Origin of the sequence: Enterobacter sp. ENT02, from assembly GCF_019219165.1 — a bacterium.
Classification (GTDB): domain Bacteria; phylum Pseudomonadota; class Gammaproteobacteria; order Enterobacterales; family Enterobacteriaceae; genus Enterobacter; species Enterobacter mori.
This window is the reverse complement of sequence record NZ_JAHUWD010000001.1, coordinates 1,265,224-1,283,406: the sequence shown is the minus strand read 5'-3', so window position 1 is coordinate 1,283,406 and position 18,183 is coordinate 1,265,224. Positions and strand designations below refer to the sequence as shown.

General features: G+C 56.9%; 16 protein-coding genes. 12 read left to right on the top strand and 4 right to left on the bottom strand.

The features are described from left to right. Positions 1-17 precede the first annotated feature (17 nt). The 3 genes from recO (at position 18) to acpS (ending at position 1,913) form a co-directional block, all read left to right on the top strand. Positions 18-725, top strand: coding sequence for a DNA repair protein RecO (recO, locus tag KW829_RS05845; protein ID WP_089598411.1), 708 nt, complete (start codon positions 18-20; stop codon positions 723-725). Positions 726-801: 76 nt separating this feature from the next. Next, on the top strand, positions 802-1,533 hold the full coding sequence (gene pdxJ / locus KW829_RS05840; protein ID WP_218307790.1) for a pyridoxine 5'-phosphate synthase: 732 nt from the start codon (positions 802-804) through the stop codon (positions 1,531-1,533). Continuing rightward, a complete protein-coding gene (gene acpS / locus KW829_RS05835; RefSeq protein WP_042715848.1) occupies positions 1,533-1,913 on the top strand; it encodes a holo-ACP synthase in 381 nt (126 codons plus the stop codon). Before pdxJ ends, acpS begins: the two co-directional genes overlap by 1 nt. On the opposite strand, the gene KW829_RS05830 is transcribed toward acpS, so the two are convergent. Both KW829_RS05830 and KW829_RS05825 read right to left on the bottom strand, forming a co-directional pair. Further along, on the bottom strand, positions 1,910-2,170 hold the full coding sequence (locus tag KW829_RS05830; RefSeq protein WP_010434061.1) for a YfhL family 4Fe-4S dicluster ferredoxin: 261 nt from the start codon (positions 2,168-2,170) through the stop codon (positions 1,910-1,912). The two genes, acpS and KW829_RS05830, sit on opposite strands and share 4 nt — an antisense overlap. Before the next feature lie 46 nt (positions 2,171-2,216). Beyond that, positions 2,217-3,065, bottom strand: coding sequence for a MurR/RpiR family transcriptional regulator (locus KW829_RS05825; protein ID WP_010434058.1), 849 nt, complete (start codon positions 3,063-3,065; stop codon positions 2,217-2,219). 118 nt (positions 3,066-3,183) lie between these two features. On the opposite strand from KW829_RS05825, the gene murQ reads away from it, so the two are divergent. The 4 genes from murQ to tadA are packed head-to-tail and all read left to right on the top strand — an operon-like array spanning position 3,184 to position 6,656. Then, entirely contained in the window at positions 3,184-4,077 is an 894-nt protein-coding gene (gene murQ / locus KW829_RS05820; RefSeq protein WP_218307789.1) for an N-acetylmuramic acid 6-phosphate etherase, read from the top strand. 11 nt (positions 4,078-4,088) lie between these two features. Continuing rightward, on the top strand, positions 4,089-5,453 hold the full coding sequence (locus tag KW829_RS05815) for a PTS transporter subunit EIIC (RefSeq protein WP_010434052.1): 1,365 nt from the start codon (positions 4,089-4,091) through the stop codon (positions 5,451-5,453). 3 nt (positions 5,454-5,456) lie between these two features. Next, entirely contained in the window at positions 5,457-6,092 is a 636-nt protein-coding gene (gene yfhb, locus KW829_RS05810) for a phosphatidylglycerophosphatase C (RefSeq protein WP_042715843.1), read from the top strand. A 24-nt stretch (positions 6,093-6,116) separates the two neighbouring features. Beyond that, positions 6,117-6,656 (top strand): tRNA adenosine(34) deaminase TadA, encoded by a 540-nt coding sequence (tadA, locus tag KW829_RS05805; RefSeq protein ID WP_089597789.1) that lies wholly within the window; start codon positions 6,117-6,119, stop codon positions 6,654-6,656. Here tadA and mltF read toward each other — a convergent pair. Continuing rightward, the gene (gene mltF, locus KW829_RS05800) at positions 6,544-8,094 is read right to left on the bottom strand and encodes a membrane-bound lytic murein transglycosylase MltF (protein WP_218307788.1); all 1,551 of its coding nucleotides are present in this window, start codon (positions 8,092-8,094) and stop codon (positions 6,544-6,546) included. The two genes, tadA and mltF, sit on opposite strands and share 113 nt — an antisense overlap. Before the next feature lie 267 nt (positions 8,095-8,361). Between mltF and purL the strand changes: the two genes are divergently transcribed. From purL to glnB, 5 genes are all read left to right on the top strand, one after another. Then, positions 8,362-12,249, top strand: a complete 3,888-nt coding sequence (gene purL / locus KW829_RS05795) for a phosphoribosylformylglycinamidine synthase (RefSeq protein ID WP_218307787.1) — start codon at positions 8,362-8,364, stop codon at positions 12,247-12,249. Positions 12,250-12,784: 535 nt separating this feature from the next. Continuing rightward, a complete protein-coding gene (gene qseE / locus KW829_RS05790; protein WP_218307786.1) occupies positions 12,785-14,212 on the top strand; it encodes a two component system sensor histidine kinase QseE/GlrK in 1,428 nt (475 codons plus the stop codon). A 1-nt stretch (position 14,213) separates the two neighbouring features. Further along, a complete protein-coding gene (gene qseG / locus KW829_RS05785) occupies positions 14,214-14,966 on the top strand; it encodes a two-component system QseEF-associated lipoprotein QseG (protein ID WP_218307785.1) in 753 nt (250 codons plus the stop codon). Then, positions 14,963-16,300: a two-component system response regulator GlrR gene (gene glrR / locus KW829_RS05780; protein WP_218307784.1), complete on the top strand. Its 1,338-nt coding sequence runs from the start codon at positions 14,963-14,965 to the stop codon at positions 16,298-16,300. Before qseG ends, glrR begins: the two co-directional genes overlap by 4 nt. 65 nt (positions 16,301-16,365) lie before the next feature. Beyond that, complete coding sequence (gene glnB / locus KW829_RS05775; protein WP_003860685.1) at positions 16,366-16,704, top strand: nitrogen regulatory protein P-II; 339 nt, start codon at positions 16,366-16,368, stop codon at positions 16,702-16,704. Between the two features lie 80 nt (positions 16,705-16,784). Here the strand turns inward: glnB and hmpA are convergent, their stop codons facing one another. Next, positions 16,785-17,975 carry an NO-inducible flavohemoprotein gene (gene hmpA / locus KW829_RS05770; RefSeq protein ID WP_218307783.1) on the bottom strand — a complete coding sequence of 397 codons (1,191 nt, stop codon included), beginning with the start codon at positions 17,973-17,975 and terminating at the stop codon, positions 16,785-16,787. Between the last annotated feature and the right edge of the window lie 208 nt (positions 17,976-18,183).

Below are 18,183 nucleotides of genomic sequence, written 5' to 3'. Positions count from 1 at the left end.
GCAAGACGACGAGTATAATGGAAGGTTGGCAGCGTGCCTTCGTTCTCCATAGTCGTCCCTGGAGCGAAACCAGCCTTATGCTGGACGTCTTCACGGAAGAGTCGGGCCGCGTGCGCCTTGTTGCGAAAGGCGCACGTTCCAAACGTTCTAACCTGAAAGGTGCCTTACAGCCTTTCACCCCGCTGCTGGTACGCTTTGGCGGGCGAGGGGAAGTCAAAACCCTGCGCAGCGCTGAAGCCGTCTCTCTGGCGCTTCCTCTTTCTGGCATCACGCTCTACAGCGGTCTGTATGTCAACGAACTCATTTCTCGCGTCCTTGAACATGAGACTCGCTTCTCGGAGCTTTTCTTCGATTATCTGCACTGTATCCAGGCACTTGCTGGCGCAACCGGCACACCCGAGCCTGCGTTGCGCCGCTTCGAACTGGCGCTGCTGGGCCATCTCGGGTACGGCGTAGATTTTCTGCACTGTGCGGGGAGCGGGGACGAGGTAGAAGACACTATGACCTACCGCTATCGCGAAGAAAAAGGCTTTATCGCCAGTATCGTGATAGACAACAGCACTTTTACCGGGCGCCAGCTCCGGGCGCTGTATGAGCGCGAGTTTCCCGATCAAGACACCCTGCGCGCAGCAAAACGCTTTACCCGGATTGCCCTCAAGCCGTATCTTGGCGGCAAGCCCTTAAAGAGCCGCGAATTATTCAGGCAGTTTGTGCCGAAACGTTAACGTTTTACCCCTCACCCCAGCCCTCTCCCGGCGGGAGAGGGGGGAAGAGAAATGAACCAAAATACCGAGGATTGTCATGGCTGAATTACTGTTAGGCGTCAACATTGATCATATCGCCACGCTGCGTAATGCGCGCGGCACGGCGTATCCCGATCCGGTTCAGGCGGCGTTTATTGCTGAACAGGCTGGCGCTGATGGCATTACCGTTCACCTGCGTGAAGACCGCCGCCATATTACTGACCGCGACGTGCGCATTCTGCGCCAGACGCTGGACACCCGTATGAATCTGGAGATGGCTGTCACTGAAGAGATGCTCGCCATTGCCTGCGAGACCCAACCGCATTTCTGCTGTCTGGTGCCGGAAAAACGCCAGGAAGTGACCACCGAAGGAGGTCTGGATGTAGCCGGGCAGCTCGACAAAATGCGCGATGCCTGCAAGCGTCTGGCGGATGCCGATATCCTGGTTTCTCTGTTTATCGACGCTGATTTCACCCAGATTAAAGCGGCGGCCGACGTGGGCGCACCGTATATCGAAATTCACACCGGCAGCTATGCCGATGCCAAAAACGACGCCGAGCAGGCGAAAGAGCTGGAGCGTATCGCTAAAGCGGCCACGTACGCTTCAAGCCTAGGCCTGAAGGTTAACGCCGGCCACGGCCTGACCTACCACAACGTGAAAGCCATTGCCGCGCTGCCGGAAATGCACGAGCTGAACATCGGCCACGCCATTATTGGCCGTGCGGTGATGAGCGGCCTAAAAGAGGCGGTCTCAGAGATGAAACGCCTGATGCTGGAAGCGCGTCAGTAATGGCCATTCTGGGCTTAGGCACTGATATCGTTGAAATAGCCCGTATTGAAGCGGTGATCGCCCGGAGCGGCGATCGCCTCGCAAGACGCGTGCTGAGCGATAACGAGTGGGCCATCTGGGAAGCGCATCAGCAGCCGGTGCGTTTTCTGGCGAAGCGCTTTGCGGTTAAAGAGGCGGCAGCTAAAGCTTTCGGAACCGGTATCCGCAACGGCCTGGCGTTTAACCAGTTCGAAGTGTTTAACGATGAGCTGGGCAAACCGAGCCTGCGTCTGTGGGGGGAAGCGCAAAAGCTGGCTGAAAAGCTGGGGGTGAATCACATGCACGTGACGCTCGCCGATGAACGCCACTACGCCTGCGCAACGGTGATCATTGAAAGCTAGAGTTTGTCTGCATGATGCATCAGGACAAACTTATCCCATAACTGTTCTTCGTTCTCGACGTGGGCCGGATCCTTCAGGATAGTATTCGGGATCGGGCACACTTTCTGACAGGTCGGCGTTTCATAGTGGCCGATGCATTCCGTGCAGCGGTCGCTGTTAATCTCATAAATGCTGTCGCCCATCGAAATGGCCTGGTTAGGGCATTCGGGCTCGCACATATCGCAATTAATGCATTTTTTGGTAATTAACAGCGCCATCAGGAAATTCTCAGAAACAACACAAACTGGGCGGGCATTATACGCGTCAAACCAGTTTCTTTACCAGTTCTTCGCTGTGACGAATGCGCTCGGGCGCGCGCTCAAGATCCTGCTGCACCAGCGCCATAAACAGCAAATCCGTCAGCATCATTTGAGCACTGGTGGACGAAATAGCCGCGCTGCGCGTGGCCTGCTCCTCGGCAATGGTATATAAACAGCGCGTTGCCCGCTGCTGGAGCGCGTTTGGCGTAAAACCCGTGATCGCCAGAATTTTACCGCCGACGCGCAGCGCTTCATCGGTCGCCATATTGATCTCTCGACGTTCACCGGAATAAGAGATCGCCAGCAGCAAATCGTCAGGATCCATTGCCTGGACGGTGGCGAGCAGGGCGTGCATGTCTTGCTCCACTATCGCGTTGTAACCGATCTTCGTCAGCTTCCAGCCAAAGTTACGCGCCACTAGCCCGGATGCACCTATCCCGGTCAGAATAATGCGCCGTGCCGCGCGCAGCATCGCCACGCTTTCCAGCAGCTTCTCTTCGGTATTCACATCCAGCGTCGCATGCATGGCCGCCACGTTCTCTTTGATCAGCTTTTCGCCCACCAGACGCATCGGGTCATCGCCCCGGATCTGATTATGCACCGGCATCGACTGCGGATTGGGGTTACTCACCAGCGCTTCGCTGATCGCAAGCTTGAGGGCCGGAAAGCCCTTAAACCCAATCTTCTGGGCAAACTTCACCACGCTGGACTGGCTCACACCGGCCTCACTCGCCAGCTGCTGCGAGCTAAGATGGCGCGCGTGGTCGGGTTGAGAAAGTAGAAAATCCGCCAGCTTCTTGTCGCTTTGGGCAAAGCCTGCATAACGCTGGCGAATGCGAATTAAACAGTTCATACGGTCTCCTGGCGAAAATGTGATTATCTGCTCAAATACGAATTTTGCTCGCCTGAATGAATTTTATATTCCACTATAGTGTGATTATTATGAATTAAAAATTCTTGAGGTACAAAAAATGAATCTTGGCTCACTGGTTTCTGAAACGCGTAACCCGCAAACCATGGATCTTGACGCACTCTCCACGCTGGAGCTGGTTAACCGCTTTAATCAACAGGATACGCTGGTCGCGCAGGCAGTGAAAGAGACATTACCTGAGGTGGCGAAAGCGGTTGATGCGGCCGCAACTGCGCTAAAGGCCGGTGGGCGCATTATTTACATGGGCGCGGGCACCAGCGGACGTTTGGGGGTTCTGGATGCCTCCGAATGTCCGCCAACCTTTGGCGTTCCGCACGGCCTGGTGATCGGGCTGATTGCCGGTGGCCCAGGCGCGCTGCTGAAAGCTGTTGAAGGGGCGGAAGACAACAAACAGCTCGGTGAAGATGATCTCAAAGCGCTGAACCTGACCGCGCAGGATCTGGTGGTTGGGCTGGCGGCATCCGGGCGCACGCCGTACGTCATTGGCGGCCTGGAATACGCCAACCAGACAGGCTGCACGACGGTTGCCATCTCCTGTAACCCCGGCTCGCCGATTGCCCAGGTGGCCGCTATCGCCATCTCTCCGGTTGTCGGGCCGGAAGCGCTGACCGGCTCCACGCGCCTGAAATCAGGGACCGCGCAAAAGCTGGTGCTCAATATGATCTCCACCGGCGCGATGGTGAAGTTCGGCAAGGTTTATCAGAACCTGATGGTCGATATGCAGGCCACCAACGTCAAGCTGGTGGACAGAGCCTGCCGTATGGTGATGGAGGCGACAGGTGCAGGCCGTGAAGAGGCAGAAGCGGTCCTGAAACAAACCGATCACGATGTTAAACCGGCCATTCTGATGATCTTAAGCGGGCTGGACGCCACGGCGGCGAGAACCAAACTCGATGCGCATAACGGGTTCTTACGGGCTGCATTAGAAAACTAACAGAGGCGTGTATGGAAAAGACAGCAGCGCTCGCCAGCGGCATCCTGCAGGGGATCGGCGGAGAAAAGAATATCCAGCGTCTGGAAAACTGCATGACGCGCGTGCGCGTCGAGGTGCATAACGACGACGATCTTGATCTACCGCGCCTGAAGCAACTCCCCGGCGTAAGTGGATACGTCAAACAGGGACAGCAGCACCAGCTCATTGTCGGACCGGGGAAAGCGGCGCAGGTTGTTGATGCCATGCGCGCGCTGATGGTTGGCGGTGAGGCGACGGCCTCATTTGACGATGCCGAAAGCACCAAAGCGCAGGCAAAAGCCAAATACAAGGCGCCGATGAGCGATGCGCTGCGACAGCTGGCAAACGTCTTTATCCCGCTGATCCCGGCGTTTATTGCTTCGGGCCTGATCACCGGGATTATCAATATCCTCAAGCGGCCGGATATCGTCGGGGATTTTGCCACGCAGTATCCAAACCTGCTGGGGATCCTCGGGATCTTCGGCAGCGCAGTTTTCGCCATCATGAACATTCTGGTCGGGGTGAATACCGCGAAGGTGTTTGGCGGATCGCTGGCCATGGGCGGGGTAATGGCGGGCATCTTGTCCAGCCCGCAACTGGCGCAGATCACGCTGTTTGGTGAGGCGCTTCAGCCGGGCCGCGGTGGGGTGATTGCCGTGCTGCTGGTGGTCATCCTGATGTGCTGGATCGAGAAAAGGCTGCGCGCGATCCTGCCTGGTTCGATTGAGCTTATCCTCAACCCGCTGCTGACCACATTAATTACCGGTAGCGTAGCGATTGTGGTCCTTCAGCCGCTAGGTGGCTGGATCTCTGACGCCATCGCCCACGGTGCGTCTCTGGCGATTGACCGCGGCGGCCTGTTAGTGGGGGCGGTGCTGTCGGGAACCTTCCTGCCGCTGGTGCTGACCGGCCTGCATCAGGGGCTGGTGCCGATCCACGTCGAGCTGGTGCAGGCGCACGGCTATAACGCGCTGCTGCCTATCCTGTCGATGGCGGGCGTGGGGCAGGTCGGCGCGGCGATTGCCGTACTGATGAAAACCCGCAACGCGCGACTGAAAAAAGTGATTAAAGGCGCGCTCCCGGTCGGACTGCTCGGCATCGGCGAGCCGCTGATTTTCGGCGTTACGCTGCCGCTGGGGAAACCTTTCCTCGCAGCCTGTCTGGGCGGCGCGGTGGGCGGGGCGCTCATTAGCTACTGGAAAGTGGCGACGGTGATCACCTTTGGACTTTCCGGTTTACCGCTGGCATTAACCATCGTGACCGGAAAAGTGATGCTCTATCTGTTAGGCTATTTAGTAGCGGTAATCGCCGGGTTCCTGTTTACCTGGCTGTTAGGATTCAACGACCCAGAGGAGTAAGGTTTGGCAAATCACGCGCGTCGCGTTGTCTTTTTCGACCTGGATGGAACGCTGCACCAGCAGGATATGTTTGGCACCTTTATGCGCTATCTGCTGCGGCGTCAGCCTCTGAATGCGCTGCTCGTCTTACCGCTCTTACCCGTGATTGGCATCGCGCTGCTGGTGAAAGGCCGTGCAGCGCGCTGGCCGATGAGCCTGCTGCTATGGGGATGCACCTTTGGTCACAGCGAAGCACGGCTTAAACAGCTCGAACAGGATTTTGCGCACTGGTTTCGCGGCCATGTCGCCGCGTTTCCCGTGGTGCAGGCGCGTCTCACCAGCTACCTCGACGCGAACGATGCCGACATCTGGCTGATTACCGGCTCCCCGCAGACGCTGGTGGAGCAGGTCTATTTTGATACGCCATGGCTGCCGCGCGTAAATCTTATCGCCACGCAAATTTCCCGCGCTTACGGCGGCTGGGTGCTGACTATGCGCTGCCTGGGACACGAGAAAGTGGTTCAGCTGGAGAAGCGCATTGGCACGCCGCTGCGCCTGTACAGCGGCTACAGCGACAGCAAGCAGGACAACCCGCTGCTCTATTTTTGCCAGCACCGCTGGCGCGTCACGCCATCAGGTGAACTTCAGCAACTCGAATAGTCTTCTCTAAAACGGGCGTGTATAATGCCGCCCGCTTTTCGACTGGAGTATCAACCGTTGTCCAACCCTGAACACAATCATGAATACTGGATGCGCCACGCGCTAACGCTGGCTCAACGTGCCTGGGATGAGGGCGAAGTGCCCGTGGGCGCGGTGCTGGTTCATCATAATCAGGTGATTGGCGAAGGGTGGAACCGCCCCATTGGCCGCCACGATCCTACCGCGCACGCCGAAATTATGGCGCTTCGTCAGGGCGGGCTGGTACTGCAAAACTATCGTCTGCTCGATACGACTCTGTACGTCACCCTTGAACCCTGCGTTATGTGTTCCGGCGCGATGGTGCACAGTCGTATCGGTACGCTGGTGTTTGGTGCTCGGGATGAAAAAACAGGCGCGGCCGGTTCGCTAATGGACGTGCTAGGCCATCCGGGGATGAACCACCAGGTGCAGACTATCGGTGGGGTACTTGCACCAGAGTGTTCGGGTCTGCTAAGTGACTTCTTTCGAATGCGCCGGCAGCAGAAAAAGCAACAAAAGGCAGAATTGAAGCAGGTGGACGATTAAGTTCGTCCGGTGCGACCACTGGGTAGCTCTGAGCCAGCTGTTTAGCTTCTGCCGCTTCTTTCTCTTTCTCCAGCAGATACCCCACCAGGCTTATCTGATACTTACGAATATTTTCCACGTAAGCGTAGGCTTCATGCCCGCGCGCATACCCGTAGGTCAGCTTGTTGTACCACGGTTTCTGGCTCAGCAGCGGCAGACGCTGTTTTACATCAGACCAGCTGTCCGGGTTACCTTTGGTTTTTGCCGTCAGCGCGCGCGCGTCCAGCATGTGCGCATAACCCATGTTGTAGGCGGCCAGTGCAAACCAAATCCGCTCTTCTTCCGGCACGGTCTCCGGTACTTTGGCCATCATATCCTGTAAATACTGTGCGCCGCCGCTGATGCTTTGCTCCGCATCGGTACGGTCATTGACGCCCAGACTCAGCGCGGTATTTTTCGTCAGCATCATGAGACCACGCACGCCGGTCGGAGAGGTAGCCTGAGTATCCCAGTGGGATTCCTGATACGAAATCGCCGCCAGCAGCTTCCAGTCAATCTCCTGGGCGTATTTTTCGAACAACGGCTGCAGGTCCGGCAGGACGCTATCAACTGCGCGCAAGAAGCTGCGGGTGTCGACGTAATCGAAGTCATCACCATGGCCGAGGTATTTTTCTTCCAGGCGCGCCAGCGTACCGTCTTCATTGATGGCGTTATAGAAATCGAGCATGGCCGCAGAGAGGGTCTGATCGTTATCCAGTTGGGTAAACCAGGTCACCGGCTGTTCGTCAGTCACATCCAGCGCCACGGCGATTTCAGGGTGCACGCGCTGGAACAGGCTGATGGCCACCGAATCGGCAATGGTGTAGGGCAGCTTTTTGTCTTTAACCTGATCGAGCAGTTCTGTCGTGCCCAGTTTTGGGTCAATCGTCCAGCTCAGGTCAGGATACTTTTTCTCTTTGAGCGCACGCAGGTCGTCAATCACGACATGGCCGGGGGCAATCGTCAGCTGTTGCTCGTTAATGGTGGCGAGCGAGCGCGGGCGCACGCTTCCCACGCGGTAAACCAGCTGCTGGGAGACAGAGTAGTAGGTCGGGCCTGGCTGATAGTTCTTGCTGCGCTCGCTGTTGTACACCAGCCCGGCTGCAAGGATATCGGCGTCGTCGTTATCCAGGTCATCGAACAATTGGCTGATGTTCTGACGCACGGTAATTTTGAGCTTAACACCCAGATAGTCGGCAAACTGCTGGGCCAGTTCATAATCCAGACCAATTGTTTTGCCGTTGATGTCGCCGTAAATCAGCGGAGAGGAGAGGGTACTGACGCGCAATTCCCCCCGCTCCTGAATGGCGGCGATACGGTTTTCGGCTTTACCGAACCAGGGGATAGAAGGCCAGAGGGCCACTGCCAGCAGCAACGTAACAATGCCGATGAGCAGATAATTAATCTTTAATTTTTTCAATTAGTTAATTCTCTGCGACGCCGGTTGCCTCAGTATGCTGTAGCCATGTTAAGAATAAGGTTTGCCATTGAATGAGCGGCATTTTGCGCAAAGTTACGCCACTTGGCAACAAATTAGAGAGACAGGTCACACCTATTGTTAAACCGCTGTACAAATTTTATTTCGACGCAAACGGTTTCGTCGGCGCTCAGGATTCTCTATAATGACGCCCGTTTTCCCCCCTTGCGCACACTGTAAGCGCCCCGGCGCTTCGAAGACGAGAGACTTATGATGGAAATTCTGCGTGGTTCGCCTGCACTGTCTGCCTTCCGTATTACCAAACTGCTGGCACGTTTTCAGGCGGCCGACCTTCCGGTAAGCAATATTTACGCTGAGTATGTCCATTTTGCTGACCTGAATGCCCCCCTGAATGCAGAGGAGCGCGTACAGCTGGAACGCCTGCTCAAGTATGGTCCAAGCCTGAGCAGCCATACGCCAACCGGCAAACTGATCCTTGCGACGCCGCGTCCGGGCACCATCTCCCCCTGGTCTTCCAAAGCCACCGACATCGCCCACAACTGTGGTCTGAGCCAGATTAACCGTCTGGAACGCGGCGTGGCGTACTATGTTGAAGCCTCCACCCTGAGCGACGCGCAGTGGCAGGCGGTTGCGGCTGAGCTGCACGACCGCATGATGGAGAGCGTATTTGCCTCTCTCGACGACGCGCAGAAGCTGTTCTCACACCATCAGCCTGCGCCGGTACAGAGCGTAGACCTGCTGGGGCAGGGCCGTCAGGCGCTGATTGACGCCAACCTGCGTCTCGGCCTGGCGCTGGCAGAAGACGAAATTGATTACCTGCAGGACGCGTTCGTTAAGCTCAACCGCAACCCGAACGACATCGAACTCTACATGTTCGCGCAGGCCAACTCTGAGCACTGCCGACATAAGATTTTCAACGCCGACTGGATTATTGACGGCGAACAGCAGCCGAAGTCGCTGTTCAAAATGATCAAAAACACCATGGAACAAACCCCTGACCATGTGCTGTCTGCCTATAAAGACAACGCCGCGGTGATGGAAGGTTCCGAGGTGGGCCGCTTCTTCGCCGATCGCGAAGCAGGGCGCTATGACTTCCATCAGGAGCCCGCGCATATCCTGATGAAAGTGGAAACCCACAACCACCCAACGGCGATCTCCCCGTGGCCGGGTGCGGCGACGGGCTCCGGCGGTGAAATCCGTGACGAAGGCGCGACCGGTCGTGGCGCTAAGCCTAAAGCGGGTCTGGTCGGTTTCTCCGTCTCAAACCTGCGTATCCCGGGCTTTGAACAGCCGTGGGAAGAAGATTTCGGCAAGCCAGAGCGCATTGTCACCGCGCTGGATATCATGACCGACGGCCCGCTGGGCGGCGCGGCGTTTAACAACGAGTTTGGTCGTCCGGCGCTGAACGGTTACTTCCGTACCTATGAAGAGAAAGTGGACAGCCACAACGGCGAAGAGCTGCGCGGTTACCACAAACCGATCATGCTGGCGGGCGGGATCGGCAACATCCGTGCCGATCATGTGCAGAAAGGCGAGATCGTCGTCGGCGCGAAGCTGATTGTACTCGGTGGTCCGGCGATGAACATCGGTCTGGGCGGCGGGGCAGCGTCTTCTATGGCTTCCGGCCAGTCTGATGCGGACCTCGATTTTGCTTCCGTGCAGCGTGACAACCCGGAAATGGAGCGTCGCTGCCAGGAAGTGATCGACCGCTGCTGGCAGCTGGGCGACGCCAACCCGATTCTGTTCATCCACGACGTAGGTGCGGGCGGTCTGTCCAACGCCATGCCGGAGCTGGTGAGCGACGGTGGCCGCGGTGGCCGTTTCAACCTGCGCGATATCCTGAGCGATGAGCCGGGCATGAGCCCGCTGGAGATCTGGTGTAACGAATCCCAGGAGCGCTACGTGCTGGCGGTTGCCGCGGATCAACTGCCGCTGTTTGACGAGCTGTGCCGCCGCGAGCGTGCGCCGTATGCGGTCATCGGTGAAGCGACCGAGGAGCAGCACCTTTCCTTAAGCGACACCCACTTTGACAACCAGCCGATCGATCTGCCGCTGGACGTCCTGCTCGGTAAAACGCCGAAGATGACCCGCGACGTGACAACCCGCAAAGCGGCGGGCAAAGCGCTGGATCGCCAGGGCATCACCGTGGCAGAAGCGGTTAACCGCGTGCTGCACCTGCCTGCCGTGGCGGAGAAAACGTTCCTGGTGACCATCGGCGACCGTACCGTGACCGGTATGGTATCGCGCGACCAGATGGTTGGCCCGTGGCAGATCCCGGTGGCAAACTGCGCGGTGACTACCGCGAGCCTCGACAGCTACTACGGCGAAGCGATGGCCCTGGGCGAACGCACCCCGGTGGCGCTGCTGGACTTCGCCGCCTCCGCCCGTCTGGCGGTCGGTGAAGCGCTGACCAACATCGCCGCGACGCAGATCGGCGACATCAAACGTATCAAACTCTCCGCAAACTGGATGGCCGCAGCCGGTCACCCTGGCGAAGATGCTGGCCTGTATGAAGCCGTGAAAGCGGTGGGCGAGGAGCTGTGTCCTGCCCTCGGCCTGACCATTCCGGTGGGTAAAGACTCCATGTCGATGAAAACCCGCTGGCAGGAAGGCAGCGAGCAGCGCGAGATGACCTCTCCGCTGTCGCTGGTGATCACCGCGTTTGCGCGCGTGGAAGACGTGCGCCACACCGTTACGCCGCAGCTTGCGACCGAAGACAACGCCCTGCTGCTGATTGACCTGGGTAAAGGCCAAAACGCGCTGGGTGCCACCGCGCTGGCACAGGTTTACCGCCAGCTCGGCGACAAGCCAGCCGATGTGCGCGACGTCGCGCAGTTGAAAGGATTCTACGACGCCATCCAGGCGCTAGTGGCGGAGCGTAAGCTGCTGGCCTACCACGACCGTTCCGACGGCGGCCTGCTGGTGACGCTGGCAGAGATGGCCTTCACTGGCCACTGCGGCGTTGAAGCGAACATTGCAACGCTTGGCGAAGACCGTCTGGCGTCGCTGTTCAATGAAGAGCTGGGTGCGGTGATTCAGGCACGCGCCGCAGATCGCGACGCGGTTGAAGCGATTCTGGCGAAGCACGGTCTGGCAGACTGCGTGCACTATCTGGGCAAAGCCGTTCAGGGTGACCGCTTCGTCATTGAAGCAGACGGCCACGCGGTGTTCAGCGAAAGCCGCACCACGCTGCGCATGTGGTGGGCAGAAACCACCTGGCAGATGCAGCGCCTGCGTGATAACCCGGAATGTGCCGATCAGGAGCATAACGCAAAAGCGAATGACCAGGATCCAGGCCTGAACGTGAAGCTCTCCTTTGATATCAACGAAGATATCGCTGCACCGTACATTGCGACAGGCGCGCGTCCAAAGGTAGCCGTGCTGCGCGAGCAGGGCGTTAACTCCCACGTTGAGATGGCGGCTGCCTTCCACCGCGCGGGCTTTGACGCCATCGACGTCCACATGAGCGACCTGCTGGCCGGACGTACCGGTCTGGAAGATTTCCAGGCGCTGGTGGCGTGCGGCGGTTTCTCCTACGGCGACGTGCTGGGCGCGGGCGAAGGTTGGGCGAAGTCCATCCTGTTCAACAGCCGCGTGCGTGACGAGTTCGAAACCTTCTTCCATCGTCCGCAGACCTTGGCGCTGGGCGTGTGTAACGGCTGCCAGATGATGTCTAACCTGCGAGAACTGATCCCGGGCAGCGAAGCCTGGCCGCGCTTTGTGCGTAACCAGTCTGACCGCTTCGAAGCGCGCTTCAGCCTGGTGGAAGTGACCCAAAGCCCGTCTCTGCTGCTGCAGGGAATGGTGGGTTCGCAGATGCCAATCGCCGTTTCCCACGGTGAAGGTCAGGTAGAAGTGCGTGATGCTGCGCATCTGGCTCAACTGGAGAGCAAAGGTCTGGTGGCGCTGCGCTTTGTCGATAACTTCGGCAAGGTGACAGAAACCTACCCTGCTAACCCGAACGGCTCCGCCAACGGTATTACGGCAGTCACCAGTGAAAGCGGTCGTGCGACCATCATGATGCCGCACCCGGAGCGCGTGTTCCGCACCGTGAGCAACTCCTGGCACCCGGAAAACTGGGGCGAGGACAGCCCGTGGATGCGTATCTTCCGCAACGCGCGTAAGCAACTGGGTTAAGTTTTAGCACCTTCACCCTTGTAGGCCCGGTACGCGTGAGCGCAACCGGGCTTTTTTATGCGTGTCGCAAAATTGCGACAATCCCGCTCCGTCAATGTCTCCAAAAGGTGACACTTAACTTGTTGATTTATATAAGTACAAAAATCATGGTCTAAAGGTGTTGTTAAATAGCGACACTTAGCCTGAAAATCATTCTGCCAACAAGTAATAGGTTGAGTGTATAAAACCTATTTAATTCATCAAGTTAATTTATTGTTTTGCAAACTGGCACGGCTGTTGCATAATATTAATCAGTGGCTCATTCACCTTCTTATGTCAGCCCCTTCGGGACGCGCTACATAAACTTAGAATGACGCACAAAAAGGTGCCTGCCGTCCAACTACTGATCATAGCGATGCTTTATCAGGACAGGGCGAAACGTCGAGTTAGGCACCGCCTCATTCCACAACAAAGCCGGGTTTTTACCCGGCTTTGTTGTATCTGAAGGGCAGACTCAGTTACGCTCTGCGTAAACCCCCATTAAGAGAGTAATGCGTTGAAACGCTGGTCTGTTTTCCCTCGCTCCCTGCGACAGCTCGTCATGATGGCATTCCTGCTGATCCTGCTCCCTTTACTGATACTGGCGTGGCAGGCCTGGCAAAGTCTCAATGCGCTAAGCGCACAGGCGGCATTGACGAATCGCACGACGCTAATTGATGCAAGGCGAAGCGAAGCAATGACTAACGCCGCGCTGGAGATGGAGCGTAGCTATCGCCAGTATTGCGTGCTGGACGATCGCACCCTGGAGCGGGTTTACCAGAATCAACGTAAACGCTACAGCGAAATGCTGGATGCCCACGCGGGCGTGCTGCCGGACGACAAACTCTACCAGGCATTACGTCAGGACCTGAACGATCTGGCTCAGCTACAGTGTAAAAATAGCGGCCCGGATGCCGCCGCCGCCGCGCGGCTGGAAGCTTTTGCTAATGCCAATACGGAAATGGTCCAGTCTACACGCACGGTGATCTTCTCTCGCGGGCAGCAGCTGCAGCAGGAAATCGCCGAGCGCGGTCAATTCTTCGGCTGGCAGGCGCTGGTCCTGTTCCTGGTCAGTCTTGCTCTGGTTCTGCTGTTCACCCGCATGATTATCGGTCCGGTGAAGGGCATACAGCGGATGATTAACCGTCTGGGTGAGGGGAAGTCTCTCGGTGATACGGTTGTTTTCACCGGGCCGCGCGAGCTGCGTTCAGTGGGTCAGCGGATCATCTGGCTTTCCGAACGTCTGGCGTGGCTGGAAACGCAGCGTCATCAGTTCCTCCGTCACATTTCCCACGAACTCAAAACGCCTCTCGCCAGCATGCGAGAAGGCACCGAGCTGCTGGCGGACGAAGTGGCCGGCCCGCTGACCTCTGAGCAAAAAGAGATTGTCGAGATCCTCGATGACAGCAGCCGGAATCTGCAAAAGCTGATTGAGCAACTGCTGGACTACAACCGTAAGCTCGCGGACGGGGCAGTGGTACTGGAAACTGTGGAGATTGCACCGATAGTGGATATGGTGATCTCCGCCCATAGCCTGCCAGCAAGAGCTAAAATGATGCATACCCAGGTCGATCTTAGTGAGCCCGCTTGTCTTGCAGAGCCCATGCTGTTTATGAGCGTTCTGGATAATCTTTATTCCAATGCGGTGCACTATGGTACTGAATCCGGTAACATTTATATCCGAAGCTACAGGGCGGGTTCCCGGGTGTTTATCGATGTAGCGAATACGGGCACCCCGATTCCGGATGAAGAAAAAACGATGATTTTTGAACCCTTTTTCCAGGGCAGTCATCAGCGAAAAGGTGCGGTAAAAGGAAGTGGTCTGGGCCTCAGTATTGCCCGCGACGGCATACGACGCATGCACGGCGAACTTAATATCGTCAGTGATGAACGGTCGGATGTGTGCTTTCGTATCGAACTGCCTCTTAAGCCGGAAAATCAATAAAATGAATCTAAGTCTGGTGAGTATGTCACACGTTTTTTTCCGCGCCGCATGCGCGATGTTTTCCCGCAATACTGTACGTCTAAGTCTGCCGTGTTTACTGCTGGCAGGGTGTGTGACCCATGTTCCGAAGAGCGCAATCAGTGAAAAGCCGGAAGAAAAATGGCCTGAAAATCAGCTGGCGGATTTCCTGACCACCCCCTGCGAGGGCATCTGGCACTTATCAGGACATGAAGTTGATACCAACCCGCTGTTTTGGCTGCGTGGCATCGATTGTGCGCAGCGTCTGGAACCCGTAGAGGCACGGGCGCAAGCCACGATGTGGGGCGACAACGCATGGCAGGCGACCTTTAAACGTGCCATTCTGCTTGGCGATGCCAAAATCACGCCCGTGGAGCGCCGCACGAATATCACGCGCCTGGACGCGTTCAGCGCCAACATTCCTGCGCAGGTGCGGCCGATATATCAACTCTGGCGGGACGGCCAGGCATTACAGCTTCAGCTGTCTGAAGAGCGTTCCCGCTACAGCAAATTACAGCAGTCAACGGACGGCGAGCTTGATACGCTTCGCCAGCAGCAGAATTATCTGCGCACCCAGCTTGAGACCACCACGCGCAAGCTTGAAAATCTGACCGATATTGAAAGGCAACTGTCGACGCGTAAACCCGCAGGCAGCTATTTGCCAGATTCGTCGAAAGGAAATTCTGCCGCGTCGCCGGACGGTGACGCACAGAAAGAAGAGGATGTGAAGCCATGACAAGCCGTAAACCTGCCCATCTCTTACTGGTCGATGACGATCCTGGGCTGTTAAAGCTGCTGGGAATGCGCCTGGTCAGTGAAGGCTACAGCGTTGTGACGGTGGAAAGCGGGCAGGAGGGGCTGAAAGTGCTCAGCCGCGAGAAGATTGATCTGGTGATCAGCGATCTGCGGATGGACGAAATGGATGGCCTGCAGCTTTTTGCAGAGATTCAAAAGCAGCAGCCCGGCATGCCGGTTATCATCTTGACCGCCCACGGCTCGATCCCGGATGCGGTCGCGGCAACCCAGCAAGGGGTGTTCAGCTTCCTCACCAAACCGGTGGACAAGGACGCGCTTTATAAAGCCATCGACAGCGCGCTGGAGCATGCCGCGCCTTCTGGTGATGATGTCTGGCGTGAGTCCATCGTGACGCGAAGCCCTGTCATGCTGCGTCTGCTTGAGCAGGCGCGAATGGTGGCGCAATCTGACGTCAGCGTTTTGATCAACGGCCAGAGCGGTACCGGGAAAGAGATCCTGGCACAGGCGATCCACAACGCCAGCCCGCGCGCTAAAAATGCCTTTATCGCCATTAACTGCGGCGCGCTGCCGGAACAGCTTCTTGAATCCGAACTCTTTGGTCACGCGCGCGGCGCCTTCACCGGCGCGGTGAGCAGCCGGGAAGGGTTGTTCCAGGCGGCGGAAGGCGGCACGCTGTTCCTCGACGAGATTGGCGATATGCCTGCGCCGTTGCAGGTGAAACTGCTGCGCGTGTTGCAGGAGAGAAAGGTGCGTCCGCTCGGCAGCAACCGCGATATCGACATCAACGTGCGTATTATTTCCGCCACCCACCGGGATCTGCCAAAAGTGATGGCGCGCAATGAGTTTCGTGAAGATCTCTACTACCGCCTGAACGTGGTGAACCTGAAAATTCCTGCGCTGGCCGAGCGTGCGGAAGATATCCCACTGCTGGCAAACCATCTGCTGCGTCAGTCCGCGGATCGCCATAAACCCTTCGTGCGCGCGTTTTCCACTGATGCAATGAAAAGGCTAATGACCGCCGGGTGGCCTGGCAACGTGCGCCAGTTGGTCAACGTGATTGAGCAGTGCGTGGCGCTGACGTCGTCGCCCGTTATCAGCGACGCGCTGGTGGAGCAGGCGCTGGAAGGAGAAAACACGGCGTTGCCGACCTTTGCCGAAGCGCGTAACCAGTTCGAACTGAACTACCTGCGCAAACTGCTGCAGATTACGAAGGGTAACGTAACCCACGCGGCGCGCATGGCCGGACGCAACCGCACCGAGTTCTACAAGCTGCTGTCGCGCCACGAGCTGGAAGCAAACGATTTTAAAGAGTAATGCCGTATGGTACTGTGAGCAATCGATTACGAGGCAGCTTACAGGCATGAGTTTAAGGACCCACCATGAAAAAGATTGATGCGATTATTAAACCTTTCAAACTGGATGATGTACGTGAAGCGCTGGCGGAAGTTGGCATCACCGGGATGACAGTAACGGAAGTGAAAGGTTTTGGTCGTCAGAAGGGCCACACCGAGCTTTACCGTGGCGCGGAGTACATGGTCGACTTTCTGCCGAAAGTGAAAATTGAAATCGTGGTCAGTGACGATATCGTGGATACCTGCGTGGATACCATCATTCGTACCGCGCAGACGGGCAAAATTGGCGACGGGAAAATCTTCGTCTTTGACGTGGCGCGCGTGATCCGTATCCGTACCGGTGAAGAAGACGACGCTGCGATTTAACATTCTTGCCGGGTGGCGCTGCGCTTACCCGGCCTACAAAACCCTTCGTAGGCCCGTGCAAGCGAAGCGCCGCCGGGCGATTACAGCACCTTATGCGGTCCGAAACATTCGTAATGAATGTTGTCTTTGTTCACGCCCAACTCAACCAGCTGCTTCGCAGCATACTGCATAAACGCCACCGGCCCACAGACGTAAAACTGCATGTCCGGTGCGCTAAACGCCCCTTCATGCTGGCTTAAATTCATCAGACCTTCGCTGTCGAAGCGTGAGGCCTGGCGGTCTGCGTCCGTCGGCAGGCGATACCAGGTATGCGCGGTGAAGCGCGGCAGGGACGCCCCGAGCGTTTTCACTTCATCCGCAAAGGCGTGCACGTCGCCGTTCTCTGCGGCGTGGAACCAGTTTACCTGCGCGTCGTGGTTTGCTTTTGCCAGCGTATCGAGCATCGCCAGCATTGGCGTTTGACCAACACCCGCAGAGATCAGCGTCACTGGCGTATTGCCGTCAACGGCCATAAAGAAATCACCCGCCGGCGCGGCCAGATGAACCACGTCGCCCACGCTGGCTTCGTTGTGCAGCCAGGTTGAAACCTGACCGCCATCTTCGCGTTTCACCGCAATGCGGTAGCCTTTGCCGTTTGGCTTTCGGGTAAGAGAATATTGGCGGATCTCCTGGTGCGGGAAGCCTTCAGGCTTCAGCCACACGCCCAGATACTGGCCCGGTTGATATTCGGCAACAGGTTTACCGTCCACCGGCTCAAATTCAAAGCTGGTAATCAATGCACTGCGTGGGGTTTTCTCGACGATGCGGAACGCGCGCGTGCCTTCCCAGCCGCCGTTCTTGCTGGCGTTTTCGCGGTAGATTTGCGCTTCACGGTTGATAAATACGTTTGCCAGCACACCGTAGGCTTTACCCCACGCGTCCAGCACTTCCTGGCCCGGGCTGAACATTTCGTCCAGCGTGGCCAGCAGGTGGCCGCCAACGATGTTGTACTGCTCAGGCTGGATCTGGAAGCTGGTATGTTTCTGCGCAATCTTTTCTACCGCAGGCAGCAATGCCGCCAGGTTTTCGATATTGCTGGCGTAGGCTGCGATGGCGTTAAACAACGCTTCACGCTGGTCGCCATTGCGCTGGTTGCTCATGTTGAAAATTTCTTTGAGCTCCGGGTTGTGCGAGAACATGCGATCGTAGAAATGCGCGGTGAGTTTAGGGCCGGTTTCCACCAGCAGGGGAATGGTGGCCTTAACGGTAGCGATGGTTTGAGCGTCGAGCATGAGCGCGTCCTTCTGATGTTATATTTAATGATGCATTTTAAATGCATCTTATAAAAAATAACCCTGCGTTGTAAATGGTTCTTTGCAAGATGAAAAATATGCATCACAAACCTGAAAAGAAATCCGTTGAAAATGATGAGGGCTTTATTCCTCAAACCCTTGCGCGGCGTGGAGGTAAACGTTTGCGTAAAATCGTTTGTCAAGACCT

Coding starts and splice junctions, on each gene's coding strand:
- pdxJ (WP_218307790.1), top strand. CDS start 802: ATGGCTGAATTACTGTTAGGCGTCAACATTGATCATATCGCCACGCTG.
- KW829_RS05815 (WP_010434052.1), top strand. CDS start 4,089: ATGGAAAAGACAGCAGCGCTCGCCAGCGGCATCCTGCAGGGGATCGGC.
- murQ (WP_218307789.1), top strand. CDS start 3,184: ATGAATCTTGGCTCACTGGTTTCTGAAACGCGTAACCCGCAAACCATG.
- glrR (WP_218307784.1), top strand. CDS start 14,963: ATGACAAGCCGTAAACCTGCCCATCTCTTACTGGTCGATGACGATCCT.
- KW829_RS05830 (WP_010434061.1), bottom strand. CDS start 2,170: ATGGCGCTGTTAATTACCAAAAAATGCATTAATTGCGATATGTGCGAG.
- hmpA (WP_218307783.1), bottom strand. CDS start 17,975: ATGCTCGACGCTCAAACCATCGCTACCGTTAAGGCCACCATTCCCCTG.
- qseG (WP_218307785.1), top strand. CDS start 14,214: ATGAATCTAAGTCTGGTGAGTATGTCACACGTTTTTTTCCGCGCCGCA.
- KW829_RS05825 (WP_010434058.1), bottom strand. CDS start 3,065: ATGAACTGTTTAATTCGCATTCGCCAGCGTTATGCAGGCTTTGCCCAA.
- acpS (WP_042715848.1), top strand. CDS start 1,533: ATGGCCATTCTGGGCTTAGGCACTGATATCGTTGAAATAGCCCGTATT.
- glnB (WP_003860685.1), top strand. CDS start 16,366: ATGAAAAAGATTGATGCGATTATTAAACCTTTCAAACTGGATGATGTA.
- recO (WP_089598411.1), top strand. CDS start 18: ATGGAAGGTTGGCAGCGTGCCTTCGTTCTCCATAGTCGTCCCTGGAGC.
- purL (WP_218307787.1), top strand. CDS start 8,362: ATGATGGAAATTCTGCGTGGTTCGCCTGCACTGTCTGCCTTCCGTATT.
- tadA (WP_089597789.1), top strand. CDS start 6,117: ATGCCGCCCGCTTTTCGACTGGAGTATCAACCGTTGTCCAACCCTGAA.